Raw genomic sequence first — 25,573 nt, forward strand, 5'->3', positions numbered from 1 at the left:
TTCCGCGCGTCCGGTTGTTCGGGGATTACTCCGCGATGTCGACGTTTTCGAAGGTGAAGTCGCCAAGCGGGCTCATGGTGAAGCCGGAAACCTTGGCGGACATGGGAACGAACTGCGTGGAGTGCGCAAGCGTCGCCCACGGAGCCTGTTCCTTGAAGATCACCTGGGCCTGCTCATAAAGCTTGGTGCGCTCTGCAACGTCGGTGGTCTGTTTTGCCTTGGCGAGCAGGTCCGAGAACTCCTTGTTGCACCACTGTGCACGGTTCGCACCGCCTTCACCGGTTGCGGCGCAGGACAGGAGAACGCTGAGGAAGTTGTCCGGGTCACCGTTGTCGCCGGTCCAGCCGAGGATGACGGCACCGTCGCGCTTCGTTTCGGTGGACTTCTTGAGATATTCACCCCATTCGAAGGATACGATCTCCGCCTTGACGCCGACCTTCGCAAAATCCGACTGGATCAGCTCGGCGGTGCGACGGGCGTTAGGCATGTACGGACGCTGAACCGGCATTGCCCAGATCTTCATCGACAGATCCTTGACGCCAGCGGCTTCGAGAGCCTTCTTGGCTGCTTCCGGATCGTAAGCATCGTCCTTGATGCTGTCGTTATAGGACCACATGGTCGGCGGGATCGGGTTCTTGGCAACCTGGCCTGCACCCTGGAACACGGCGTCGATGATCGCCTGCTTGTTCATCGCCATGTTCAGCGCCTTGCGCACTTCCGGCTTGTCGAAAGGTGCAACGGTCGTGTTGTAGGCGAAGTAAGCGACGTTCAGGCCCGGCTGTTCATCGAGCTTGAGGTTCTTGTCGGCGCGGATGGTGGCGAGGTCAGCCGGAGCCGGATAAGGCATCAGGTGGCATTCGCCGGCCTTCAGCTTCTGCAGGCGAACGGCGGCGTCAGGCGTGATCGCGAAGATCAGGTCGTCGATCTTCGGGGCTTCACCCCAGTAATCGGCGTTCTTCTGATAGCGGATGACCGCGTCCTTCTGATAGGCGACGAACTTGAACGGACCCGTGCCGATCGGCAGGTTGTTGAAGTCTTCCTTGGTGCCGGCCTTCTCAAGCGTATCGGCATATTCCTTCGACACGATCGATGCGAAAGGCATGGCGATATTGGCGAGGAACGGCGCTTCCGGGCGGGTCAGCACGAACTTGACCGTGTAATCGTCGACCTTGACGATTTCCTTGATCAGGGACGGCATTTCCATGGAGTTGTAATATTCGTAGGTGATGCCGGCGATATACTGGTTCCACGGGTTCTTGGCGTCGCCCTGGCGGTTGTAGCTGAAGATCACGTCGTCAGCGTTGAATTCGCGGCTCGGCGTGAACTTGTCGTTGGAGTGCCACTTGACGCCCTTGCGCAGGTGGAAAGTGTATTCGAGACCATCCTTGGAAACGTCCCATTTTTCCGCAAGGCCGGGCTCTACTTCGGTCGTGCCCTTCTTGAACTCCGTCAGACGGTTGTAGACCGGATGCGCGGAAGCGTCGAAGGTGCCGCCTGCGGTATAAGGCGACGGATCGAAGCCTTCCGGCGATGCCTCGGAGCAATAAACGAAGGTCTTCGCCATGGCTGGCATGGCGGAAGTCATCGCAAGTGCAGAAGCGATAAGCAAACTGCGGGTCAGCATTTTCATCTGATGGTCCTTTCCCTCTTTTTCTGAGTTCCTGCGGCCCCCTCCAGGGGCCTACCTCTTCTGGTCAGCAGCGACATGGGTTCCGTGTCGCCGTTCGGTCTTTTGCCTCCCGACCAATTACCCGGCAACCGGCTGAAACAGCCGGTCGAGGTTCGTTTCCGGCGGGCAGAACCAGCGCGGCCCTGCCTCCGTCATATAAGCTATATCCTCGAGACGGACGCCGCATTCACCATAGACGCACAGCATCGGTTCAATGGAAAAACACATGCCCGGCTCCAGCACCGTCGCATTTCCAGCAACGATATAGGGTTCTTCATGAATATCCAGCCCCAGCCCATGGCCGGTGCGGTGCGGCAGGCCGGGAACCTGATAAGCGGGACCGAAACCGGCCGCCTTCAGGCTGTCGCGCGCGGCCTTGTCGACGTCCTGACAGGCGACGCCCGGGCGCGCAGCGGCAAAGGCGGCGGCATGAGCATCGCGCTCTGTGTTCCAGAGGAAGCGCTGGCGATCGGTCGGCGTGCCGAAAACGTAAGTGCGGGTGATGTCTGAGCGATATCCATGGAGAATACCCCCGAGATCGACGAGCACCATGTCGCCGGCCTTCAGCGTCTGTGCATGGGCAACGCCATGCGGATAGGCCGTCGCTTCACCGAATTGCACCGCCACGAAAAGCGGCTTGAGGCCAAGCGCAATATGGGCGGCATTCACAAAATCGGCGACTTCGGTCGTCGATATTCCGGGTCGAAGACCTTCGAACACTGCCTTCTGCACGCTGTAGCTCGCGTCCATTGCCGTCTGGATGATGGCGATTTCGGCTGCGGACTTTACCTGCCGTTGCGCAACGATCATCGGCTGGGCGGAGATGATCCGCCCTTCCAGCCGCTGCATGAGCGCCGATGCAAACACAAAGGGCGTAGCAGGATCGATCGCAACGCGATGACCAGGACAGCTGAAAGCGTCGATGCGATCAGACATCAGATCGAAGGGATTTTCATCTTCTTCCCAAACGGCGACGTCACCGGGAATGCGGATGAGCGTTTGCAGCTTCGGTTCTTCGAAGGTCGGGCTGATATAAAGCGGCGCGCCCTCAGAAGGAATGAGAGCACCATGAATACGCTCGGACAAACCAAGCGACAAACCGGTATAATAGGTCAGCGACGACGAAGCATCGAGCCAGACCGCCTTCACATTTTCACGGATCATACGCGCCTGAAGGCCGCGCAGCCGCAGCCTGAACTCATCTTCAGCGATCGATGAAACCGCGACCGGCTGAAAACGTTTCAGCGCCTCTTGTAAGTCTGCCATTCTTTCCCCGTCGCTTTGGGGCCGCAGACATCAAAGTGCCAGCCACCTCCCAAGCGTTCTTTTGCTCATGCTTAAACAGAGGCATGGAGCGAAGCAATGGGCCGCTGGAGAGTGGCAAGAGAAAACTGTGCAAATTTATCTAGACATAACGAAAATGTGATCGACACCGTCCCGATTTTGGTTGCCGTCGCCTTGACGACTTGAATTGGCGCGCCCCCGGAAATCCAAGGGTATTGTCAGCCGGCAACGAGGAGCGGCCACCAAAATATTTCTGCGAAGAGAGGTCCAGAAAAGGAAAAAGCCTGCCGCGGGAGGAGGTGCGGCAGGCTTCAAACTTGATCGGTGATTGGGAGGAGGAGTACCACCGATCCACATCGAGCGACGCTGGGAGGAGGAGTGCGTCGCTTCGATGATTGGAATATAGCGGTTCCTGCGATTTTTAACAGAGCAAGTCTCGCAATGCAGCATTGCAAATCTGCATAGCTCCCCGAATCTTGCTCTGTTTTTCAGCACACATCGTTCAGCGGGACATCAGCTTTCGCGGTAGACCTGGAAACCGGCAAAGGACTGGTTGACTGGCATCAGCTCCAGGCTGTTGATATTGATGTGTTTTGGCTGTGAAGCCACCCAGTAGATCGTGTTGGCGATATCCTCGGACGTAATCGGGTTAACGCCCTTGTAGAGATTGTCCGACGCTTCCTGGTTTCCACCGGTGCGCACCAGCGTGAATTCGGTTTCACACATGCCGGGCTCAATCGACGTTACGCGCACGCCCTTTCCATGCAGGTCAGAACGCAGGCCCAGCGAAAACTGGCGCAGGAAAGCCTTCGTCCCGCCGTAAACATTGCCGCCCGTATACGGATAATGCGCGGCGACCGAGGCAAGATTGACGACAATGCCCTTGCGGTCAATCAGCGTTAGCAAAAGATGATGGGTGATGTTGAGCAGACCGGTGATGTTGGTGTCGACCATCGTCTGCCAGTCTTTCAGCGGCACCTGCGGCGCGGGCGCGGTGCCGAGAGCAAGACCCGCATTGTTGACGAGAATGTCGATGCCCTTTAATTCCTCCGGCAAAGCCGCCAACGCCTCTTCGGTCGCGGGTTGATCGGTAATGTCAAAGGCTGCCCCATGGAACGCGGGCCCGAGTTCTGCCGATAGGGCCTCCAGCCTTTCCGCCCGCCGGCCGGTGCCAATGACCTTCCAGCCTTCCTTGACGAAACGCCGCGCCGTCGCTTGGCCAAAGCCGGATGTCGCGCCGGTAATAAGGATGGTGCCGCTCATGATGATGCCTCCACATTCGTTTTTTCAGGATAAGTTTCAGTCAGCAATCTTTGGGCTGCCACTGCAAGGCAGCGTTTATACGCCTCGAGATCCGTATACAGCGCCTCTTCTGCGGCATCGCCAACAATGACAACCCCGCCCCGGCGCAGGATGCCGCCGTGCAGCATGAGATTGTCGACCATGTCGAAATTTTCGATGGATAGCCCGTCCGGTCCGCGATACCGCCCCATTTCATCCATCGTGGCAACATCGTTGTAATGCGCCTTGATACGCGAGAAATGATTGGCGGCGACATTGGTGTAAGCGAAAACCGGCTTACCCAGCGCGCACATGAAACCAAGCTCGTAGCTTGTGCCGGTATCGGCGGCGATCCCGCGAAAGGGCGTGAGATTGGCAATCACCGCATCGGCCTCGAGCATCATCCGCTCGTCCACTTCGTTGATATTGCAGCCGTGGCCGATCCTGGTATCCGCCGGCGGTATTTGCAAATCACCTGGAGAGAGCGGCGTAAACCCCGCTTCCCGGGCGAGCGCTGCCTTGAGGTCAAGCATCTCACGCGCATTCGGGAGGAAAACTTCCGGGCCAGCGAGATAGATTTTCTTTGTCATGGGGAATTCATGCAATCTGAAGGAAGGAATGTGTTGAACCTAACCCGGGCTGTTTCGCAAAGGCAAGCCGATGAAGGGCGGAAACCGCCCATAAACAGTATCGCCCCGATGCCCTTTGCGTTATAGCCGGTTCGACAGACAGGAAAATTCGGAGCAAGACATGGCAGCCACCATCCGCTACCACGAAGGCGATATTTCCGCCGAAGACGCCGCCCGTTACACCGGTGCCATCGCCGTCGATACGGAAACGCTGGGGCTGGTGCCGCGCCGCGACCGTCTCTGCGTCGTCCAGCTTTCACCGGGCGACGGCACGGCTGACGTCATCCGCATTGCTGCCGGCCAGACGGAGGCCCCGAACCTCGTCCGAATGCTGGCCGACCCCGCCCATCAGAAGATTTTTCACTATGGCCGTTTCGATATCGCCGTTCTGTTCCATACGTTCGGGGTCACGACCACGCCGGTCTTCTGCACCAAGATCGCGTCGCGTCTCTGCCGCACCTATACGGATCGGCACGGGCTGAAGGACAACCTCAAGGAAATGCTGGAAGTCGATATCTCGAAGGCCCAGCAATCCTCCGACTGGGCGGCGGAGACCCTGTCGCCGGCACAGCTCGAATATGCCGCCTCCGACGTGCTTTATCTGCACGCACTACGTGACAAGCTGACCGCGCGCCTCATCCGTGACGGCCGAATCGATCATGCCGACGCCTGTTTTGCCTTCCTGCCGACCCGCTCCAAGCTTGATCTTCTCGGTTGGGACGAAACGGATATTTTCGCCCATAGTTGAGCGTCCCGAGCCTGTGTTTAAGGTCTGATTTACCAGAACTGCCTATTCTCGGCTGCAACTTTGGGCAGCCGGGAACCGTGAAGGATGATCACTCCGCTACAGCAGACAGCGGGTATTGCTGTCAGCGACCTAATGCGCTCGATGGTGGAAGCCATAGAGGACCGCCGGCGCGAAGAGCAGGAAAAGGCGAACGGCACCAAAAGGGATGATGCGGTCAAGACCCAGCCGCAGCCGGACAAAAGCCATCGTATCGCCAACGAAAAGATCAGTGCCTATCTGTTCGGTTTCATGAAACAGGACCCGAACGCATTCGCATCCCTTGTCTCCCGCTTTTCCTCCGCCCTTGGCGTCACACAGGAAGCCGATGAATCAAGCTTCTCCTTCGCGCGGCGGCTTCAGGACGCCCTCACCCTGACGACGAGTTTCAGCAAAACCGACGTGCAGGGAAAAGCCACGACGATTTCTCTGAAATCCTTCGGCGTTTCGGAGGCGCAGGTTGTGGAGGTGCTGAACAACGGTATCAATGCCAAGACCGATGCCATGGCTGCTCTCGCCGCCCGCATCGCAAAGCGCGCGGGATTGACGGGTCAGGAGGAGAATTTCGGCGCGCAGATGTCGACGGTCATCATGGCCATGCGTGCAACCTTGCCGAAAAACGACACCGAGCTCGAAGAGGTCACGGGGCTCAAGGAACTCGGCATTTCGGCAAAACAGATGATCGCTGCTATCGCGAACCCCTATGGGGACGAGGCGCGCGCGGTGAAAAATGCCCTGAACGAGCAGGTGCAGGGCACGCAATTCATGACGCGGGAGACGTTGAAGATTATCCAGCGCCTTGAAGATGTCGCCGATCCGAAGACGAAGGAGGAGCTGCAAGCCGAACGCCGCAAGGAAGAGATCGGCGAAATCAACGATGCCGAAGTCAAGGCCGAGCGCGAGGAGGAAATCAAGGCGCTCAATGCGCAGGGCAAGCTTGAGGACGTGCAGGAGCTTCAGGATGCCGTGAAGGAGCACATCGATGCTTCCATGGACAAAAAGGCAGACGGCACCAACAAGCAGAAGCCGAGCGATACCTTGCCTGAAACGACGCTCATCTCCGTATTAGCAGCGAAATCGAACGAAGACACCGCTCCAACTGAAAACCAAGATGAGCCGGCAAAGGCAGAAGCGGCGGCCGAAAGTCCAGCTGACGTGGAAAATGATGCTGAAGAACTGCTTAAAGCGCAGGCCGTTGTTAATGACGCCCGCGCCGCCATTCTGCCGATCTCGATCGATGACAATGGGCTTTACGAACTGCTGAAGAAAAAGGCGGCATGACTGCCGTTCGGACCATTCCCTTGAGCGAAACATGATGTGAGTTCAGACATGACCGATATTCCCGGCTTGCCCGGCGAGGTCCTTTACGACGATGAGCACAATGTGGCGCGAGCCCTGCTGTCCATGGCCGCCCCGCCGCTTGTACCCGACGACGCGACCATTGCTGCAGCCGCCGGCGAGGAGCAACCCATGTCCACGGTGGAGAGGCGGCCGGAGCGCAGCTTGCCCATGGCGAGTTGGCTTGATGCCATGCCACCGGTTTCGTACGAAGCTCCTTCAAGCGACGCGGACCATATTTCCTCGGTGAATTCCGACGATAACGGCCTCTATCGCATGTTCATCGGCGTCTCTCCCTGACTGCGCGCCTACGGCGCGGGGCCGGTTAGCCAAATCTTAACAGTTGCAAGCCAGGATTGAACCAGATGATTCTGTATGCGCTGGAACCGTTGACGCGGGCAGAGACGCATACGGCGCTCCCGCATGAGCGGGCGAGATGACACCTGTACATCACCGGCGCGGCGATTTCTCACCATTCGAGCCAGATGCGGATCACGAGGCCAATGGGGATTGGCCTCTCGCAGCCAGCGGCGGTCACCGATAGGAACGGAGCGCAGCATGTTACCGCCTGTACCGAAAATCGCAGCAGCCGACGCCGCCAGTGGGACCACCGTTTTGGTGACCACGCGCACGCCGGTGAAAGAAATCGTGCCGACACGGATGGGCGATCCTGCCCCTGAAACCAGTGGCAGCCTCTTCCCCCGGGCCGCCGTCGCCTCGCTCACCGGCGAATTTCAGCTCTCCCGCAGCACTGCTGTTCTGGCAGAAGCGCTGGGCAAGCTTATGAACCTGCCACGCCGGGACGGCGAGGCTATCCAGACCTACGTGACGCGACTGACGGAGGCGCTCCGCGCCTTGCCAGCATCGCAGCGCCTGGCATTGGAACAACAGGTCGGCAAGGCGCTGCAGGGTTTGACCCTGACAATGCTCGCCGACATTCTCAAACAGCCGACCGGGCCGGATGCTGCTCGTTTGGCGCTGCTGATAGAGCTTTCCCGATACAAGGGTGCGGATTTGGCGGCCAGGGCCGCGGTTTCATCCTATCAGCAGAACAATGTGGCTCATTCCGAGACGACCGCTGCACCGCCCGGCCAGCCGAGACAGCAGACAGCACCGAATCAGACTATCGAACCCCGCCCATCCTTCGCCCCCACAGCGCCGGCGGCGAACGCCGCAGGCGCCACCAAACTTCTTCCCATGCTCATCGGCCCGCTCGTCCTCAGTGGCGCAGCGGTGAAAGCAACGGTCGCGGCTCTAACTACGCCGCCCGAATTTCGCACCACAAAGCAAGTCGTATTGGCCGACACGGATGAGGTGCCGAGCAATATCGCCAAACCGGATGGACGAGCAAACGACGCCGCACGTCCGCTTCCGCCGCAAGCCGGCGGCGGGGCGAAGGAGATGTCAGGTGACAACCGTCTGCCAAACTTGCCCCGCATCGACAATGGTGAAACCCGCCCTGCCGTTGCGCATCGGGAATTGACCAAGACCGATTCGAAGGAAACCCGCACGGGCGTCATCCCACCATCCGGTCCTCGGACGGACGATGCCGAAACCATAAACACCCTGTTGCTTGCGGCCGCAACAGGCAGGCTTCCGCTCAAGGCAGCCGTTATGCAGCAGGCTCTGCCCGCGCCGCAAAGCGCTGCGCAACAGCAGTCTGACGATCAGGCCACGGAAAAAGCCGCCCTCGCAACGCCTACATCTCATCCCGTTGGCGACGAGACGGACGCTGCGGCCAATCGCCCGGAGCCCCAGATGTCGCCGCGCGCGACGCTCGACCCGGAAGCGAGAACGGCGATGCTGGAGCAAACGGCCTCGCAATCCCTGCTCGCCGCGGCTCTTGCGAAAGACGGCACGCCACTACCGATCGTCGCCTACCCGCCAGCGGATGAGGACTACGAATCGGAAACGCCACCGCGGGGTGGTGGACCTTTTTCAGAGGAAGAGGCGGAAGAGGAAGCCGAGGCTGGGGCTGAGGATCGCGATAATCAGGAAGACAAGGAAGAACGCATCGCCGCCAATGACACGAGCGGGGAGCAGGTGAGCGGGTCCCCAGCAACGTCCGACGACAGTGCAGAAAACTATTACCTGAAGATGAGCGGCATGCTCTGAAAAGCGGCTCGCTGCCCCCATACGGATGAGCTGCAAGCAATAAAAAACCCGCCGGAAATTCCGGCGGGTTCTTCATTTCAACGATCTTGGCGATTATTCGCCGCGGTTCTTCAGAGCCGCGCCGAGGATGTCGCCGAGCGAAGCGCCCGAGTCGGACGAACCGAACTGTGCGACGGCTTCCTTCTCTTCAGCAATTTCCAGAGCCTTGATCGAAAGCATGACCTTGCGGTCCTTCTTCGAGAAGTTGACGACGCGGGCGTCGACAACCTGGCCAACGGAGAAGCGCTCAGGGCGCTGCTCGTCACGGTCACGGGAGAGATCAGCGCGACGGATGAACGAGGTGAGGTCTTCGTGGTTGACGAGCTTCACTTCGATGCCGCCATCGTTGACCGCGGTGACTTCAGCGGAAACGACTGCGTTCTTGCGCAGGTCGCCGGAAGAAGCGGCTTCGCCGACAGCGTCCTTGCCGAGCTGCTTGATGCCGAGCGAGATGCGTTCCTTCTCAACGTCAACGTCGAGAACGACAGCCTTAACGACGTCACCCTTGTTGTACTCTTCGATGACCTGCTCGCCCGGACGGTTCCAGTCGAGGTCCGACAGGTGTACCATGCCGTCGACATCGCCTTCGAGGCCAATGAACAGGCCGAATTCGGTCTTGTTCTTGACTTCGCCTTCGACTTCCGTGCCAGCCGGATGGCTGTAAGCGAATGCCTGCCACGGGTTTTCAAGCGTCTGCTTGAGACCGAGCGAGATGCGGCGCTTGGACGGATCGACCTCGAGAACGACAACGTCAACTTCCTGGCTCGTGGACAGGATCTTGCCGGGGTGTACGTTCTTCTTGGTCCAGGACATTTCGGAAATGTGGATCAGGCCTTCGATGCCCGGCTCCAGCTCAACGAATGCACCGTAGTCGGTGATGTTCGTGACCGTACCGGAGATCTTCTTGCCAACCGGGTACTTGGCGGAGATGCCATCCCACGGATCCGACTCGAGCTGCTTCATGCCGAGCGAGATACGGTGGGTTTCCTGGTTGATACGGATGATCTGAACCTTGACCTGCTGGCCAATGTTGAGGATTTCCGAAGGATGGTTGACGCGGCGCCATGCCATGTCGGTGACGTGCAGCAGGCCGTCGATGCCGCCGAGGTCAACGAACGCACCGTAATCGGTGATGTTCTTGACGACGCCGTCAACAACCTGGCCTTCTTCGAGGTTCTGAACGATTTCAGAACGCTGCTCGGCACGCGACTCCTCGAGAACCGTACGACGCGAAACGACGATGTTGCCGCGACGCTTGTCCATCTTGAGGATTTCGAAGGGCTGCGGGTTGTGCATCAGCGGGGTCACGTCGCGGATCGGACGGATGTCGACCTGCGAACGCGGAAGGAAGGCAACAGCGCCGTCCAGATCGACGGTGAAACCACCCTTGACCTGGTTGAAGATAACGCCTTCGACGCGCTCGCCAGCTTCGAACTTGGCTTCGAGCTTGACCCAGCTTTCTTCACGACGAGCCTTTTCGCGCGACAGAACAGCTTCGCCGAGAGCGTTTTCGATGCGCTCGACGTACACTTCAACTTCGTCGCCAACCTTCAGCGTGCCGTCCTTGGACTTTGCGCCGAATTCCTTGAGCGGAACGCGACCTTCGACCTTGAGGCCGACGTCAACGATGGCGACGTCCTTCTCGATTGCCGTGACGATACCCTTGGCAACATAGCCTTCGGCAAGATCGTTAGAGGCAAAGGATTCTTCGAGAAGCGCTGCGAAATCGTCGCGCGTGGGGGTAGATACTGACATGAAATCTCCTGAATGCATCCGCACGGGGGCGAATACAAAGCGCCGGTGGGCTAGTGTTGTTGATACCCGAACCCATGCCCGCCTCTTCAAGAGGCTTTCCGGCGCAAGGACATGTCTTCAGGCAATTCCGGACTAAACGCAGATGGCGACAAGCCGTTCCGCGAAAAACCTATCTCTTCAGAGCGGCGTCGATAATCGTGCGCGCGGCCTGAAACGCCGCCTCTATACTCATTTCCGACGTATCTAGCAAGTGCGCGTCTTCAGCCGGTTTCAACGGGCTGTCGGCACGGCCCATGTCCCGCTCGTCACGTTTTTTCACCTCGGCGAAAATGGAATCATAATCCGCGGCGCCGCCACTCTCCAGAATTTCATCGTAGCGCCGGCGCGCCCGCACGTCTGGAGAAGCCGTCACATAGAGCTTCACCGGCGCGTCCGGGCAGACGACGGTCCCGATGTCGCGGCCATCAAGCACCGTACCGGGCTCCTTTGCGGCAAAGCGCTGCTGCGCCTCGACCAGCGCGCGCCTCACGGGCGTCATCACCGCAATCTTTGACGCAGCCTCGCCGATATCGTGCCGGGAAAGCACGGCGCGATCCAGGCCGGCAAGATCGACCTCCAGCGCTATTCTCTCCGCGACGGTCTCATCATCGAGCGGCAGCCCGGCATCCAGAAGAGCTTTAGCGGTCGCGCGGTAGGTCAGGCCAGTATCAAGGTGATGAAAGCCATAGGTCTCGGCTATCCTGCGGGAAAGGGTTCCTTTGCCGGCCGCGGCTGGCCCATCTATGGCAATCGTGAAGGTCATGAAGCGTTCCGTCCGTGCATCCGTCGTCACTATAATAATGTGTGCGAAGCCTCTCCTATTACATCAGCATAGACGCATAGGGCTTGCGCCAGCGGAGGTAGCACGCGAAGTTTGTCTTTGACACGAAAGAGCGCAACGATTAAGGGGACCGGCTATAAATTTTACCGTCTATGCCGGTTTCACGGCGTACACACCGAAACTCATTCGACAATTTGAGGCTTAGACAGTGGCAAAAGCGGAACTTGGTACCAAGCGCACAGACCCCGATACCGGCAAGAAGTTCTACGATCTGAACCGCGACCCGGTCGTTTCTCCCTACACCGGCAAGTCCTGGCCGCTCTCCTTCTTCGAGGAAAGCACCGCCCAGGCCAAGATGGAGCAGGCTGAAGAAGAGGAAGTGGCGGAAGTCGATACCGAAAACACGGAAGTCGAACTCGTCTCGCTGGAAGATGCCGATGGCGACAACAGCGGCGACGACATCCCTGATCTGGGTGACGACGACGACGTCGAAATCGACGATGATGACGACACCTTCCTCGAAACCGACGACGAAGATGACGACGACGACATGTCCGGCATCATCGGCGTACCGGGTGACGACGAAGAAGCTTGATTTTCCATGATAATCCGGCCCGGCGACAAAAAAATGACGCCGGGCCGTTTTTTATGCTTGCACTCACCGGAAAGCCGAAGTAGTAAGCCGCCACCGAACGGAAACAACAACCGCTTCGGTTCCCGGAACCGGAAGAAATGCCGGAACCCTTATGGGGCTATAGCTCAGCTGGGAGAGCGCTTGCATGGCATGCAAGAGGTCAGCGGTTCGATCCCGCTTAGCTCCACCAAATCCTTCTCAGCAGTAAAATCTCTTTGCGCAAAAACGTAAAACGATGTCCGAGCATCGCGTTTTGTCGCCACGCCGCACATCCTCGTGCCTGATGCGGGCATCCAGATATATGTCACACAGACGATGCTTCAGCACCGGTGAGCCCGCGTGCCGCAGGCGGAGGCCGATGATATGTTGACCGGTCCCACGCACTCCGGCCCAGAACCTCACCGCACCATCAGGCAATGCATGAATTGATCAGCCGGCTTCGTGGCGTCCAGCCGTCTGCTACATCAGCAGAACCTTGCCGGCCGTCACATCCCTCACCGTGCCCATCGCCATGATCGGAAGACGGTCGCTGTCCAGAATTACTCGTCCCGTCGTGCGCAACCAGCGAAAACCGCCCGCCCTCAGCTGGATGCGGTATTCCTGGTCATAAAACACGCCATTGGTAAGGGAATTATAGACGGCCTGAGCAACGCGTGCGCGCGAACCGTTTTCGATTTGGGCAATGAAATCCTCGACCGGAATGCCTCTTGCGCCCTGTTCCGGGGAAAATTCGCGCAGATGGGCGGCTACGGCATCCAGATAAACCAGATTCGGCCCGACGTTCCAGGTGTAATAACCCACAAGTGTCTCTTCGAAAGATATGTTGTCCAACACTAGCCTTTATGGTCTGAAAAGCTTGCGGCGGCTCTGTAACATAGCTGATGCCGGACGGCTAATGCCAAGAGTTCATCCTTTTGTCTGACGGGCCGCGATTGTGCGAACAGGCGTTTTATCGACAGCGCATTTTAGCGGCCATGTTGGCGAACCAGGCATCCTGTGCCAAAGAAGATTGATCCTGGGGACAACGATAAAAGGACCAGCCGTGACAATCGGGCTTGCCCACGCCGAACTCATTGCCGTCGTTACCGCGATGACGACGGATGAACCGCGTGTGATGACCGTTCGGGAAGGTATCGCCCTACCCTCCGGGCCTTTCGAATTCGGACACAGGACACTCCAGAGCGGGTTGCGTGAATGGATCCACGAGCAGACGCACCACCCGGTTGGTTACCTGGAGCAGCTCTACACCTTCGCCGATCGCGACCGTAACAACGACATTCCAGGCGGGAGAACGATCTCGATCGGTTATCTCGGCCTGGTGCGCGAGCAGGAAGCGTCGGGCGGGAGACGCGCGCTGTGGCACGGCTGGTACGACTATTTCCCCTGGGAGGATCATCGCAAGGGCCGTCCCGAAATTCTGGGAAGTATCATCGACCGGCTCCGCGACTGGGCCGATTCCGACACCGCCTGCAAGGACCAGCGTCATCTGCGGGCCAACTTCACCTTCGGCCTTGATGGCGGCGGATGGAACGAAGAACTTACCCTGCAACGGTACGAGCTGCTCTATGAAGCCGGGCTGGTCGAGGAAGCGCAGGGCGAACCACGGATCAATTTCGGCAAGCCGATGTTTGCCGATCACCGCCGCATCCTTGCCACCGGCATCGCGCGCCTGCGAGCGAAGATCAAATATCGTCCGGTGGTTTTCGAACTCATGCCGGATGCCTTCACGCTCCTCCAGCTTCAACGCGCTGTCGAGGCCCTGGCGGGCCTCACGCTGCACAAACAGAATTTCCGCCGACTGATCGAGTTGCAGCAACTGGTCGAAGAAACCGGCGACGTGACCACCGAGACCGGCGGACGCCCAGCCAAACTCTTCCGCTTTCGTCAAACCGTTCTTGATGAACGCGCGCTTTCTGGATCAAAGCTTCCCCTCTCCCGCAATTGACATATGCTCATGATGAGAATATGTATTTGGACGACATATGCTCAATTAGAGCATTAATGGGAGGCGTCCGTGAACGAACCGATTTCCGCTGCAAGCCTTTACGACCGCGTTTCCCGCGTCATTCCCAAAGCGGAATGGATGAGCTTTCAGGACGATGTAAACGCCATCCTCGCGCTGAAGCGCGACCGCAACGCCGTCATCCTCGCCCACAATTACCAGACACCGGAAATCTTCCATGGCGTGGCGGACATCGTCGGCGATAGCCTGGCGCTCGCCCGCAAGGCAATGGAGGTGGAAGCGGATGTGATCGTCGTCGCAGGCGTGCATTTCATGGCGGAGACGGCCAAGCTCCTCAACCCGGAAAAAACCGTGCTCATTCCGGATATGGGTGCTGGCTGTTCGCTCGCCGATTCCATCACGCCCGAGGATATCGCCCTTCTGCGCAAAGCCTATCCCGGCGTGCCCGTTGTGACCTATGTGAATACGTCTGCGGCCGTGAAGGCCGCCTCCGATATCTGCTGCACCTCAGGCAATGCGCGTCAGGTGGTGGAATCCCTCGGCGTGCCCCGTGTGCTGATGTTGCCGGACGAATATCTGGCGAAAAACGTCGCGCGCGAAACCCATGTGGAGCTGATAGCATGGCGCGGCCATTGTGAGGTGCATGAGCTTTTCACCGCCGATGACATCAGGGAACTCAGGGAAAGCCATCCCGGTGTGACCGTGCTGGCGCACCCGGAATGCCCACCCGATGTCGTGGAGGCCGCAGATTTTTCCGGCTCAACCGCCGTCATGTCCGACTATGTCAGCCGCGAGCGCCCCGCCCGCGTGGTGTTGCTAACCGAGTGCTCGATGAGCGACAACGTCGCCGTGCATCACCCGGATGTCGAATTCATCCGTCCCTGCAATCTCTGCCCGCATATGAAACGCATCACGCTTGGCAACATCCGCACGGCGCTGGAGGAAAACCGCCACGAAGTGACGGTTGATCCGGCCATCGCCGTTGCCGCGCGCCGCGCTGTGGAGAGGATGCTGAACATATGAGCAAGGGCCATCCGCAAGCGGGCTGGACCGTTATCGTCGGAAGCGGCATTGCCGGCCTGATGACGGCGCTGACGCTTGCCCCGCGGCCCGTGCTGCTTCTCACGCGTGCCGCCTTGGGCGGAGAAACCTCCAGTGCTTGGGCGCAGGGAGGCATCGCAGCAAGCCTTGGGCCTGATGACCGTCCCGCGCTTCACCTGGCCGATACTCTTGCTGCAGGCGATGGCCTTTGCGATGAGGATCTCGCAGTCGAAATTGTTTCATCGGCACCCGCCGTCATCGACGCACTGGAGCGGGCGGGCGTTCGCTTTGACCGCGACGCCAAGGGCAACTACGTGTTCGGGCTCGAAGCCGCTCATAGTCGGCGTCGCATTCTCCACGCGGAAGGCGACGGGTCGGGCGCCGCGATCGTCAGCGCGCTTGCAGCGGCCGTTCTTCGCACGCCATCGACCTCGGTTCTTGATGGCACGGACGTGCGTCGGCTGCTGACGCAGGACGGCGTGGTCGCCGGCGTTGCATGCCTCGGTCCGAAAGGCTGTTTTACCCTTCCGGCTACGGAAGTTGTCCTCGCGACTGGCGGCCTTGGCGGGCTTTACGACGCGACGACCAACCCACCGGCCAATTTCGGGCAGGGCATCATGCTTGCCGCGCGCGCCGGCGCCATTCTTGCCGACATGGAGTTCGTGCAGTTTCACCCCACCGCACTTTCTTCGACCCGGCGGCCGCTGGCGCTGGTCAGCGAGGCCGTGCGAGGAGAAGGCGCGGTGCTCGTCAACGAAAGTGGCGACCGTTTCATGGCTGCGACGCCGGGTGGGGAACTTGCGCCGCGGGACATCGTCGCCCGCGCCATCAACCGTGAAATCGAGCGCGGCGGCAAGGTCTTTCTCGATGCGCGCAAGTCGCCCGGCTCAAAGTTCTCTACCCGTTTCCCCGCAATCGACTGGCTCTGCAGGGAAGCGGGGATAGACGCGGCCCGTGACCTCATTCCCGTCCGCCCGGCCGTGCATTACCACATGGGCGGCGTCGCAACCGATGGCAATGGGCGCAGCTCCGTGCCGGGCCTCTGGGTTGCCGGCGAAGCCGCCTGCACCGGCCTGCACGGGGCAAACAGGCTCGCCAGCAATTCCCTGCTCGAAGCGGCCGCCATGGGCATGCGGGCGGCGCAGGACATTGCCGGCAGACCCGCCTCCGCCGGAAGAGCGGCGGCAACTATACCGACGCTGCCCCTACCGGATTTTCCTGCGCCCGATCTCTCTCTCATCAGGCCCATCGTTTCACGCCACCTCGGTATTGCAAGACATGCAGAGGGACTGACCAATGCGATCCGCGATCTTCTGCCCTTGGCAGAGAGAAATGGCGCCGCATCGGATCCAGCGCTTGTTGCACTAGCCGTCGCGGTCTTCGCGGCGCTGCGTGCAGAATCGCGCGGCGCGCATTTCCGCGACGATTTTCCCGGGCGGCACGCCGTCGCCACGAGGCGCAGGCTGAACCTCAGCAACATCACCACCATCGCCCATGAATTTGTGTCGTCCGACCGTCCTGCGGCCAGCTTTGCGCGGAGCGCCTGATATGACCGTTTCCACCCTTCCACCCCTGCCCCGGCTCCTCCTCGAACCAATCGTTCGTAACGCCCTTCTGGAAGATCTGGGCCTGGCGGGCGACATCACCTCCAACGCCGTCATACCTGCCGATCATCGCTCGGTGGTCGTTATGGCCGCGCGCGAACCGGGCGTTATCGCCGGTCTCGATGCCGCGGAGCTCGCCTTTCAGCTGGTGGACACCGCCATCGTCATGAACCGGAATGTGATGGACGGTGCAACGGTCGAACCGGGCGACATCATCGCAACGATAGAGGGGCCGTCCCGTGGCCTTTTGACGGCAGAGCGGACGGCGCTCAATTTCCTCGGCCATCTCTCAGGCATCGCTTCCGTGACGGCAAGAATCGTCGCGGCCATTGCCGGCTCCAAGGCTTCGGTCGCCTGCACCCGCAAGACGACACCGGGGCTGAGAGCGATGGAAAAATATGCGGTGCGCGCCGGTGGCGGCATGAACCACCGCTTTGCCCTTTATGATGCGGTTCTGATCAAGGACAACCATATCGCCGTCTCAGGCAGCGTGCGCCACGCCATCCGCCGCGCAAAGACGGGTGTCGGGCATCTCGTCAAGATCGAGGTGGAGGTGGATACGCTGGCGCAGTTGCAAGAGGCGATGGAAGAAGGCGTGGACGCCGTCCTCCTCGACAACATGACGCCAGAACAATTGCGCGAGGCGGTCCACTTCGTCGCCGGTCGCGCCATTACCGAAGCCTCCGGCCGCATCAATCCTCAAACCGCGCCGGCCATTGCCGCGTCCGGCGTCGACCTCATTTCGATTGGCTGGTTGACGCACAGCGCACCGGTGCTCGACATCGGGCTGGATTTTAAGAGCCAGGGTTGAAACGGTCGAAGCTTACACGCCGCGCGGAACAAAATTTCCGTACCGTCGTTATAATCCCGCCTGGGGTCATTTCAAGGCGGGGGGACGTGCGTAAACATGCGGGTCCATAAGCCTCCTGACCTCTCTTAAAGAAAGGAAAGGCCTGTTATGGAAGACGCACAAGTTGGCTGGATTGCAGCAATCATCATCGGCGGCGTAGCCGGTTGGCTCGCCGAACAGTTCATGAAAAGCAATATGGGTGTTTTCATGAACATCATTCTCGGCATCATTGGCGCGATTGTCGCGAATTTCCTTCTCGGACTTGTGGGCATTTCGCTCGGCGGCTGGATCGGTTACCTCATCGCCGGCTTCATTGGTGCCTGCATACTCATCGCGATCGGGCGGGCATTCCGCAGGTAAGGGGAGGACACCATGAGCTTTTTCGACAAGATCAAGAACGCGATTTTCGGCAAGGCCGAAGCGGCACCACAGACCTCCGCGCCTGCCGGAACGCCGACATCCACCGCGAGCCCGACGGCGACAAGCCCGGCAGCACCTGCCGCGCCTGCGCCAACAACCGCGGCGCCGGCCCCCGCAGCAACAGGCAATGTTGACGTCGCCTCCATTCTTGATGCCGCTGTCAAAAAGAACGGCCAGAAACTCGACTGGAAACACTCCATCGTTGATCTTCTGAAAGCTCTCGACCTCGACAGCAGCCTCACGGCCCGCAAGGAGCTGGCGAGCGAACTGGGTTACACCGGCGACACTTCGGACTCGGCGACCATGAACATCTGGCTGCACAAGGCCGTTATCAAGAAGCTTTCCGAAAATGGTGGCAAGGTTCCGGCCGAGCTTCTCGACTGAACGATAATAAGGGAGCGCCGCAATGGACGATTATTCCAGCCTTCGAGAGCAGATCGGTCAGGACCTCGACACCTTGCACAGGACCGAGCATCCCAAGTCGATCTTCGAAATCGCCGACGATTACCTTCTCGGAAATCCTGATCTGAAAAGGACCGTCGTCGAAGACATCATCAAAGAAGAGGCGGACAAGCGCGGCATCTCCATTCACTGACGGCCAGTCGTTCAGACGCGACTGATTAAAATCGGGCAGCATCCGGACTGGATGCTGCCCTTCTTCAATGTCCACGTGACCACTGCCATCCCATCTTAGCGCGCGAGACCGATCAATCCGAGAATGATATCGGTAACACCTAGCGGATGCTTGCAGTCGTCAGTCCCATCGGTGAGGTTCTAGACGACGCTCGCACGGTCGCATTACGAAAACGCGATCTGCACCTTCATGGCACGACTGCGGTCCGAGGCAAATTCGAAAGCCGAGATAGCATCGTTTAGATCGACAGTCTGCGTGATAAACGGTCTGACGTCGATCAGGCCTTTGCGCATCAATTCGACGCCGGTAGCGAATTCTTCGTGGAAGCGGAACGAGCCGCGCAGATCGAGTTCTTTCGCGGTAATCGCCATCATCGGCAGATTCATATCGCCGCCGAGACCAAGCTGAACGATAATCCCCCGCGGCCGCAGCGCCGGAATCGCGCCCGCGAGCGCCACCGCAGCCCCAGAGCATTCATAGAGAACATCGAAAGTCCCCTTGTCGGCACCATAGGCCGCCAGCGCATCAGGCTCGTCCTTGCTGTTAATGACACGGTCCGCCCCCGCTTCACGCGCCTTGGCGAGCGTGAAATCGGAAAGGTCGGTCGCGATGATCTCAGCAGCACCCGCACGCCGGGCGGCGAGAATGGAAAGAATGCCGATGGGGCCGCAGCCAGTCACAAGCACCCGTTTTCCCAGCAGATCGCCAGCGCGGCGCGTCGCATGCAGCGTCACCGCCAGGGGTTCCGCCATGGCTGCTTCTCCAGCGCTCAAGCCATCGGCCGGTACGCACTGCAATGCATCTGCCACCAGAACTTCTTGGAAAGCGCCCTGGATATGGGGGAAAGGCATCGCGCTGCCGTAAAAGCGCATGTTGAGACACTGATTGTGCAGGCCTTCCTGGCAATAGCGGCATGTCCTGCATGGGCGGGAGGGCGAAACCGCAACAAGCCCACCGACCTTCAACCCCTCCACACCATCGCCCAGCTCTTCGATAATGGCCGAGACCTCATGCCCGAGCACCATGGGTTCCCGAAGGCGCACCGCGCCGAAGCCGCCATGGTTGTAATAATGCAGATCGCTGCCGCAGATTCCGCCCCGGACCAGACGAAGCCGCACTTCACCTGGCCCCGGCATCTCCTCAGGCCGCTCTTCGATGCGGACATCCTTCGCCCCGTGGGCAACAATCGCTCTCATTGATATCTCCGTTTGACGTCGCCCCTCCGCGACGTGACAAATATAGCTTACATCCGTCGCCTCCACGAATGTAGCGCGTGCGGACATCCACTCGCCGCTTACTGGAGGCAAGCGTTTCAGCCTTGACATTCAGAGCTGAAACGGATGAATGTTATCGATAACATAAATCGGCATGAGGTCAATGCCGGGAGAGACTGGAGGAAATAGTGAGCCTGAAATTGTTTGATCTTTCCGGGCGCAGAGCCCTGATCACCGGCTCGTCCCAGGGCATCGGCTTTGCGCTGGCGCAAGGCCTGTCGGAGGCGGGAGCGGACGTGGTGCTGAACGGCCGTGACGAAGTGAAATTGGATGACGCCGCCACCCGGATCAAAGGTGCTAAAACACTGCCCTTCGACGCCACGGACCATGCCGCTGTGCGCAGCGCTATCGATCAATTTGAAGCCGAGGTTGGTCCGATCGATATTCTCGTCAACAATGCCGGCATGCAGCACCGCTCTCCTCTCGAGGATTTCCCGGCCGACGCCTTCGAGCGCCTGCTGCAAACCAATATCGCCTCGGTATTCCACGCCGGTCAGGCAGCCGCGCGCCATATGATCACCCGAGGCCGCGGCAAGATCATCAACATCGCCAGCGTTCAGACCGCCCTCGCACGGCCGGGCATTGCGCCCTACACCGCCACCAAGGGCGCTGTCGGCAACCTGACCAAGGGCATGGCTACGGATTGGGCGAAATATGGCTTGCAATGCAACGCTATAGCGCCTGGCTATTTCGACACGCCGCTCAATGCTGCACTTGTGGCTGATCCCACCTTTTCTGCGTGGCTTGAAAAGCGCACACCCGCCGGTCGTTGGGGCAAGGTGGACGAACTCGTCGGCGCGTGTATTTTTCTGTCGTCAGACGCTTCGTCCTTCGTGAACGGGCATATTCTCTATGTCGATGGCGGCATTACCGCTTCGCTGTAAAAAACGGCAGTCCGACGACACCACGACACTTTGGGAGGATGCCGTGAGCAACATGAGCGAGAAGAACAAAGTCGCCCTGATCGGTGCTGGCGCTATGGGCGGCGCTATTGGCACGCGGCTCATCGAAACCGGCAATCATCTGACGGTTTTCGATCTCGACGCGGAAAAGGTGTCGGCGCTGACGAACCTCGGCGCACAGAGCGCCGGCACGGCTGCGGAGGCGGCTTCGGCTTCCGATGTGGTTATCCTCAGCCTCAACTCGCCGAAAATCGTTCGCATCGCAGTCTTCGGCAAGGATGGCGTGGCGGCCGGCGCCAAACCCGGCACGCTCATCATCGACATGTCCTCGATTGACCCGGAAGCGACTAAGGAACTGGCGGCTGACGCCGCAGGTAAAGGCCTGCGCTGGGTGGACAGCCCGCTTTCCGGCGGTGCGCCCAAGGCGCTCATCGGGCAACTGACATTGATGGCCGGAGGTAGTGAAAAGGATGTGGCCGATGCTCACCGGGTGCTCCAACATGTCGCAAGCAACTATACCCATATGGGGCCCTGCGGGGCGGGCCAGACCACCAAGCTTATCAATCAGGTTCTTTGCGGGCTGAACTTTCTCGCCGTGGCGGAAGCAACGCAGCTCGCACTCGATGCTGGCGTCGATGCCGCAAAGATACCGCAGGCGCTAAAGGGCGGGCGCGCCGACAGCGCCATCCTTCAGGAGTATATGCCCCGCTATGTAGCAAAGGATTACCGCCGGACCGGCCGCATCGATAACATGGTGAAAGATCTGAATGGCGCGCAGGACCTTGCCCGGCGAACCAACACTGCCATGCCACTGACGGCCGTCTGCGCCGAGGTGCACCGGATGTTGACGGCAGCCGGACTTGGCGGAGAAGACCAAGCTGCACTGATGGAGTTTTTCAGCGGCGCAAAGCGCAACCTTTCGGGCTGATGCCCGGGAACATCGGATGGCGGCAGGCTGTTGAAACTGCCGCGCCGTCCCATTGCGAAATGGTCCCGCACCGACGATGATCGGCGAATCGGCAGGGCATTTGCCGTATGACCGCAGACATACATGCAGAGGACATTTCCCGATGACTATTTCGACCACAGGCGCGGGAATTGCCGGTGTCACCGTTTCCGGGAATGGGTTTTCTGCCGAAATTGCCTACGAGGGCGCGACGCTCCTGAGCTGGCGCCCCCTCTCTGCAGACGGTGCTGGGAACGAGAACCTCATCGACGGATATCTGACCCCATCCGACATTGGCTCGCAGAATGGAGTGAGAAACGGCATTCTCGCCCCCTTCACCAACCGCATTGCGGATGGTCGCTTTAGCTTTGGCGGGCAGGACCATCGCATTGAACCGGTACTTGCCCATGAAGCCCTGGTTTTTCACGGATTTGCCAGAGCCCTGCCCTTCATCCTTGTCCATTCCGACAAGGCGGATGACGCCCACATTCTGCTGTTTCGCGCCGATATACGGCCTGCCGATTTTGCGGGCTATCCATACCGGCTCACCATCGAGGTGGAATATCGTTTCTCCGGCCATGAGGTTGCCATCGACATCCGCGGCATCAACCGCGGTGATCAGCCCCTGCCCTTCGCGGCCGGCTGGCATCCCTATTTCCGCCTGCCCGGCACGACGTCTATCGATGACCTTCTTCTTACGCTGCCCTCGAAGACCATTATCGAAACAGACGAAAATCTGATCCCCCTTCGTGACCCAAAAGGCGCTGTCGTTAAACGGGACGACATTGGTTTTGTCCAAACGCCGCTATCAGGCCATGTGCTCGATTTATGCTTCACCGATCTGAAAGCATCCGAAAACGGGCTCTACGAAACAAGGCTGGAAGACTGTAATAGCGGCGCGAGCCTGACAGTATGGCAGGAGCGGGGTCATATGCATGTCTTTACCGGCGATACCCTCGCGCGCGGCAGGCGACACTCTATCGCCCTGGAACCCGTGGAAACGCCCACCAATGCATTTAACCAGCCCGAACTCGCGGACGCGATAACATTGAAGCCGGGAGAAACGCGCAGCTTCCGCTTTGGTTTTCGTTTCGACGGCCAATCGACGAAGCGTTGATGAGCGCTCAGATGTGCGTTGTCGGCAGCGATGACGACAGCTTCACCGTCTCCATCGAGATATAGGCCGACATATCGTAAAGCTGAACGCGACGCAGGATTTGCTTGTAGACGGTGTCGTAATATTCGACATTGGGCAGCACGAGTTTGAGAATATAGTCGAAATTGCCCGTCAGGCGGTGAACCTCGACAATCTCCGGTATGGTGCTGACGGCGGCATGGAACTTGTCCAACCAATCCTCGGCATGCAGGCCCGTTCTCACCAGCAGGAAAACCGTGGTCGGCAGATTGATTTTTCGGCGGTCCAACAGCGCCATCGTGCCCGTCACATATCCCTCCGTGCGCAACCGGGTAATGCGGCGCGAACAGGCCGATAGCGACAGGGAAACCTCCTCGGCAATATCGGCGAGAGGCGTCTCCGCATTTTCCTGGAGAATCGCAAGGATTCGGCGGTCTCGATCATCAATCATCCGGAAAGAATGCACCTGTTAACATATTTGCGCAAGAAATTTGCGCATTTACCGGCCATCCCGCTCCAGACTTGCACTTCCGCCTAAAAATCGAAGGAAAAACGCACGCCGTTTTCGTGACGGCGATGGCATCCTTGTCGCAATCAATTTTGATAAGGGGAAACAGATGAAACGCATCGGCCTGATTGGCGGCATGAGCTGGGAATCCACCGCCACCTATTATCGCATGATCAACGAGGCCGTGCGCGACAGCCGCGGCGGGCTGGTTTCGGCCGATCTCGTCATGCATTCGCTCGATTTTTCCGAAGTTGTCGCCCTTCAGAAGGCTGACCGCTGGGATGAAGCAGGCGCGCTTCTGGGCGCTGCCGGCGCACGCCTCGCCAATGCCGGTGCCGATTGCGTGCTCATCTGCACCAACACCATGCATCTTGTCGCAGACACGGTCGAAAAAATGTCAGGCGTCGCCCTGATCGACATTATCGACGAAACCGCCGCCGCCCTGAAGGCGGATGGACGCCGCAAGCCACTGCTCCTCGCCACCCGTTACACGATGGAACACGGCTTCTACACCGATCGGATGCGTCGCCAGGGCATCGACGTCGTTGTGCCCGAAGCGGATGACCGGGCTGCAATTCATGACATCATTTTCGGCGAGCTCTGCCAGGGGGAAATCAAGTCCTGTTCGCGCGAGCGCTACCTTGCAGTAATCGAAAAAGCCCGCACGCTGGGTGTTGATTCCGTCATTCTCGGCTGCACCGAAATTTCCCTGCTGATCGACCCCAACGCGCTGCCGCTGCCGGGTTACGATTCGACAGCCATTCATGCGAAGGCCGCGGTCGCCTTCGCGCTTGGGAATAAGGCGTTCGACAGAGCCGCGTGAATGTGCCGCCTCTTTGCTTATTCCGGTAAACCGGTCTGGCTTGACAGCCTTCTGATCGAGCCCGAAGCATCGCTGGTCAGCCAGTCCATGGCCGCAAGAGAGGCCAAAACCGTTGTGAACGGCGATGGCTGCGGCCTCGGGTGGTATGGCGAGCGCGGAACGCCCGGCGTCTTTCGCGACACCCGGCCTGCCTGGTCGGATGCCAATCTGGCGGCGCTTTGCCACCAGCTTCGCTCGGGCATGTTCATGGCGCATGTGCGCTCCGCCACATCTGGCGAAGTTTCCCGCGCCAATTGCCACCCGTTCTCCCATGGCCAATATCTGTTCATGCATAACGGCCAAATCGGCGGCTATGAGCAGATCAGGCGCGACATCGATTCCCTCATTCCGGACGACCTCTATGCAAACAGGCGCGGCACCGGCGACAGCGAAGCCATTTTTCTGATTGCCGCGGGGCTCGGCCTTGAAGCCGATCCCGTCCGTGCGATCGCGGCGGCGCTGCGGCTCTGCCATAACAAGATGGTCGCAGCAGGTGTATCCTCTGCGCTTCGCTTCAGCGCCGTGCTCATGGATGGCGACTGCGTGCATGCCTTTCGCTGGTCGAGCGACGACAAGCCGCCGACGCTCTATTGGCGCACGCTCGATGACGGCATCGCGCTCAGCTCGGAGCCTTTCTCCTTCGATTGCACGCCCTGGTGCGCCGTTCCGCCGAACACCAGCCTGACGATTCGCGCAGGAGAAATGACGGCGGCACCTTTTTTCCTGCAATAGAGATTCTTATCCGAGACGATTTTGCCAAGAGCATAAAGCCGCCATCCAATTTGCGCCGTGGCGGCTTATTTATTTTCATTGAATTTTTGCGGCTGCGAAGGCTAGTGTGTACGTTGAGGCATTCGGCTAAACCACGGACGGTTTCCAGTCTGGTGCATGGATATAATAAAATGAACAGATTTCAGGACCGGTGAACCATTTCAAACTTTTGCAGCCTCATTCTCTTTTGAACGATGCCAGACATCGCAGCGCCGACGCAAACAGCCTCACAAACTGCGGATAGGAGGCTTAGAACATTCTTTGTGTCCTTCAGGGCGTGGAAAAAAACCTTATTTTTCAGAATTCTAGCCCACA

At 59.2% G+C, this 25,573-nt stretch carries 26 protein-coding genes and 1 tRNA gene; 18 read left to right on the forward strand and 9 right to left on the reverse strand.

Annotated elements, in window-relative coordinates:
* Positions 1-25 precede the first annotated feature (25 nt).
* The 4 genes from ACUTJJ_RS06720 to ACUTJJ_RS06735 all read right to left on the reverse strand — a co-directional run bounded on the left by ACUTJJ_RS06720 (position 26) and on the right by ACUTJJ_RS06735 (position 4,824).
* A complete protein-coding gene (locus ACUTJJ_RS06720; RefSeq protein WP_063947190.1) occupies positions 26-1,630 on the reverse strand; it encodes an ABC transporter substrate-binding protein in 1,605 nt (534 codons plus the stop codon).
* Between the two features lie 117 nt (positions 1,631-1,747).
* Entirely contained in the window at positions 1,748-2,935 is a 1,188-nt protein-coding gene (locus ACUTJJ_RS06725; RefSeq protein ID WP_445541721.1) for a M24 family metallopeptidase, read from the reverse strand.
* A gap of 531 nt (positions 2,936-3,466) precedes the next feature.
* Positions 3,467-4,216 (reverse strand): SDR family oxidoreductase, encoded by a 750-nt coding sequence (locus tag ACUTJJ_RS06730; protein WP_445541722.1) that lies wholly within the window; start codon positions 4,214-4,216, stop codon positions 3,467-3,469.
* Entirely contained in the window at positions 4,213-4,824 is a 612-nt protein-coding gene (locus tag ACUTJJ_RS06735; RefSeq protein WP_445541723.1) for a nucleoside 2-deoxyribosyltransferase, read from the reverse strand. Before ACUTJJ_RS06735 ends, ACUTJJ_RS06730 begins: the two co-directional genes overlap by 4 nt.
* A 160-nt stretch (positions 4,825-4,984) precedes the next feature.
* Here ACUTJJ_RS06735 and ACUTJJ_RS06740 point away from each other — a divergent pair, with 160 nt between their 5' ends.
* From ACUTJJ_RS06740 to ACUTJJ_RS06755, 4 genes are all read left to right on the forward strand, one after another.
* Positions 4,985-5,611, forward strand: a complete 627-nt coding sequence (locus ACUTJJ_RS06740; RefSeq protein ID WP_445541724.1) for a ribonuclease D — start codon at positions 4,985-4,987, stop codon at positions 5,609-5,611.
* Between the two features lie 84 nt (positions 5,612-5,695).
* On the forward strand, positions 5,696-6,928 hold the full coding sequence (locus ACUTJJ_RS06745) for a hypothetical protein (protein WP_445541725.1): 1,233 nt from the start codon (positions 5,696-5,698) through the stop codon (positions 6,926-6,928).
* A gap of 48 nt (positions 6,929-6,976) precedes the next feature.
* Complete coding sequence (locus tag ACUTJJ_RS06750) at positions 6,977-7,285, forward strand: hypothetical protein (protein WP_445541726.1); 309 nt, start codon at positions 6,977-6,979, stop codon at positions 7,283-7,285.
* Positions 7,286-7,543: 258 nt separating this feature from the next.
* A complete protein-coding gene (locus ACUTJJ_RS06755) occupies positions 7,544-9,100 on the forward strand; it encodes a hypothetical protein (protein WP_445541727.1) in 1,557 nt (518 codons plus the stop codon).
* 93 nt (positions 9,101-9,193) lie between these two features.
* On the opposite strand, the gene rpsA is transcribed toward ACUTJJ_RS06755, so the two are convergent.
* Positions 9,194-10,894 carry a 30S ribosomal protein S1 gene (gene rpsA / locus ACUTJJ_RS06760; RefSeq protein ID WP_063947182.1) on the reverse strand — a complete coding sequence of 567 codons (1,701 nt, stop codon included), beginning with the start codon at positions 10,892-10,894 and terminating at the stop codon, positions 9,194-9,196.
* Between the two features lie 169 nt (positions 10,895-11,063).
* Positions 11,064-11,696 (reverse strand): (d)CMP kinase, encoded by a 633-nt coding sequence (gene cmk, locus ACUTJJ_RS06765; RefSeq protein WP_063947255.1) that lies wholly within the window; start codon positions 11,694-11,696, stop codon positions 11,064-11,066.
* Positions 11,697-11,922: 226 nt separating this feature from the next.
* On the opposite strand from cmk, the gene ACUTJJ_RS06770 reads away from it, so the two are divergent.
* Complete coding sequence (locus tag ACUTJJ_RS06770; RefSeq protein ID WP_063947181.1) at positions 11,923-12,309, forward strand: TIGR02300 family protein; 387 nt, start codon at positions 11,923-11,925, stop codon at positions 12,307-12,309.
* A gap of 153 nt (positions 12,310-12,462) precedes the next feature.
* Positions 12,463-12,538 (forward strand) — tRNA-Ala (locus tag ACUTJJ_RS06775).
* 269 nt (positions 12,539-12,807) lie between these two features.
* On the opposite strand, the gene ACUTJJ_RS06780 is transcribed toward ACUTJJ_RS06775, so the two are convergent.
* A complete protein-coding gene (locus ACUTJJ_RS06780; RefSeq protein WP_296072525.1) occupies positions 12,808-13,182 on the reverse strand; it encodes a PAS domain-containing protein in 375 nt (124 codons plus the stop codon).
* A 208-nt stretch (positions 13,183-13,390) separates the two neighbouring features.
* Here ACUTJJ_RS06780 and ACUTJJ_RS06785 point away from each other — a divergent pair, with 208 nt between their 5' ends.
* From ACUTJJ_RS06785 to ACUTJJ_RS06815, 7 genes are all read left to right on the forward strand, one after another.
* Positions 13,391-14,293 carry an NUDIX hydrolase gene (locus ACUTJJ_RS06785; protein ID WP_296072523.1) on the forward strand — a complete coding sequence of 301 codons (903 nt, stop codon included), beginning with the start codon at positions 13,391-13,393 and terminating at the stop codon, positions 14,291-14,293.
* A gap of 69 nt (positions 14,294-14,362) precedes the next feature.
* Positions 14,363-15,334, forward strand: a complete 972-nt coding sequence (nadA, locus tag ACUTJJ_RS06790) for a quinolinate synthase NadA (RefSeq protein WP_445541728.1) — start codon at positions 14,363-14,365, stop codon at positions 15,332-15,334.
* Entirely contained in the window at positions 15,331-16,899 is a 1,569-nt protein-coding gene (locus tag ACUTJJ_RS06795; protein ID WP_445541729.1) for an L-aspartate oxidase, read from the forward strand. The genes nadA and ACUTJJ_RS06795 overlap by 4 nt, the downstream gene beginning before the upstream one ends.
* A 1-nt stretch (position 16,900) precedes the next feature.
* Positions 16,901-17,767, forward strand: a complete 867-nt coding sequence (gene nadC / locus ACUTJJ_RS06800) for a carboxylating nicotinate-nucleotide diphosphorylase (protein WP_445541730.1) — start codon at positions 16,901-16,903, stop codon at positions 17,765-17,767.
* A gap of 147 nt (positions 17,768-17,914) precedes the next feature.
* A complete protein-coding gene (locus ACUTJJ_RS06805) occupies positions 17,915-18,166 on the forward strand; it encodes a GlsB/YeaQ/YmgE family stress response membrane protein (protein WP_003508605.1) in 252 nt (83 codons plus the stop codon).
* 12 nt (positions 18,167-18,178) lie between these two features.
* Positions 18,179-18,610, forward strand: a complete 432-nt coding sequence (locus ACUTJJ_RS06810; protein WP_404495663.1) for a DUF3597 domain-containing protein — start codon at positions 18,179-18,181, stop codon at positions 18,608-18,610.
* A gap of 22 nt (positions 18,611-18,632) precedes the next feature.
* The gene (locus ACUTJJ_RS06815) at positions 18,633-18,821 is read left to right on the forward strand and encodes a hypothetical protein (RefSeq protein WP_445541731.1); all 189 of its coding nucleotides are present in this window, start codon (positions 18,633-18,635) and stop codon (positions 18,819-18,821) included.
* Positions 18,822-19,024: 203 nt separating this feature from the next.
* Here the strand turns inward: ACUTJJ_RS06815 and ACUTJJ_RS06820 are convergent, their stop codons facing one another.
* Positions 19,025-20,056: an L-idonate 5-dehydrogenase gene (locus ACUTJJ_RS06820; protein WP_445541732.1), complete on the reverse strand. Its 1,032-nt coding sequence runs from the start codon at positions 20,054-20,056 to the stop codon at positions 19,025-19,027.
* Between the two features lie 206 nt (positions 20,057-20,262).
* Between ACUTJJ_RS06820 and ACUTJJ_RS06825 the strand changes: the two genes are divergently transcribed.
* From ACUTJJ_RS06825 to ACUTJJ_RS06835, 3 genes are all read left to right on the forward strand, one after another.
* Entirely contained in the window at positions 20,263-21,018 is a 756-nt protein-coding gene (locus ACUTJJ_RS06825; protein WP_063947172.1) for an SDR family oxidoreductase, read from the forward strand.
* 52 nt (positions 21,019-21,070) lie between these two features.
* Positions 21,071-21,964: an NAD(P)-dependent oxidoreductase gene (locus ACUTJJ_RS06830; RefSeq protein ID WP_445541739.1), complete on the forward strand. Its 894-nt coding sequence runs from the start codon at positions 21,071-21,073 to the stop codon at positions 21,962-21,964.
* Between the two features lie 142 nt (positions 21,965-22,106).
* Positions 22,107-23,099: an aldose 1-epimerase gene (locus ACUTJJ_RS06835; protein ID WP_445541733.1), complete on the forward strand. Its 993-nt coding sequence runs from the start codon at positions 22,107-22,109 to the stop codon at positions 23,097-23,099.
* Between the two features lie 7 nt (positions 23,100-23,106).
* Here ACUTJJ_RS06835 and ACUTJJ_RS06840 read toward each other — a convergent pair whose 3' ends face one another.
* Positions 23,107-23,568, reverse strand: a complete 462-nt coding sequence (locus tag ACUTJJ_RS06840) for an Lrp/AsnC family transcriptional regulator (protein WP_080828478.1) — start codon at positions 23,566-23,568, stop codon at positions 23,107-23,109.
* Positions 23,569-23,734: 166 nt separating this feature from the next.
* Between ACUTJJ_RS06840 and ACUTJJ_RS06845 the strand changes: the two genes are divergently transcribed.
* A complete protein-coding gene (locus ACUTJJ_RS06845; RefSeq protein WP_445541734.1) occupies positions 23,735-24,448 on the forward strand; it encodes an aspartate/glutamate racemase family protein in 714 nt (237 codons plus the stop codon).
* A complete protein-coding gene (locus tag ACUTJJ_RS06850) occupies positions 24,449-25,219 on the forward strand; it encodes a class II glutamine amidotransferase (protein WP_445541735.1) in 771 nt (256 codons plus the stop codon).
* Positions 25,220-25,573 lie beyond the last annotated feature (354 nt).

Source organism: Agrobacterium sp. DKPNP3 (assembly GCF_052686535.1).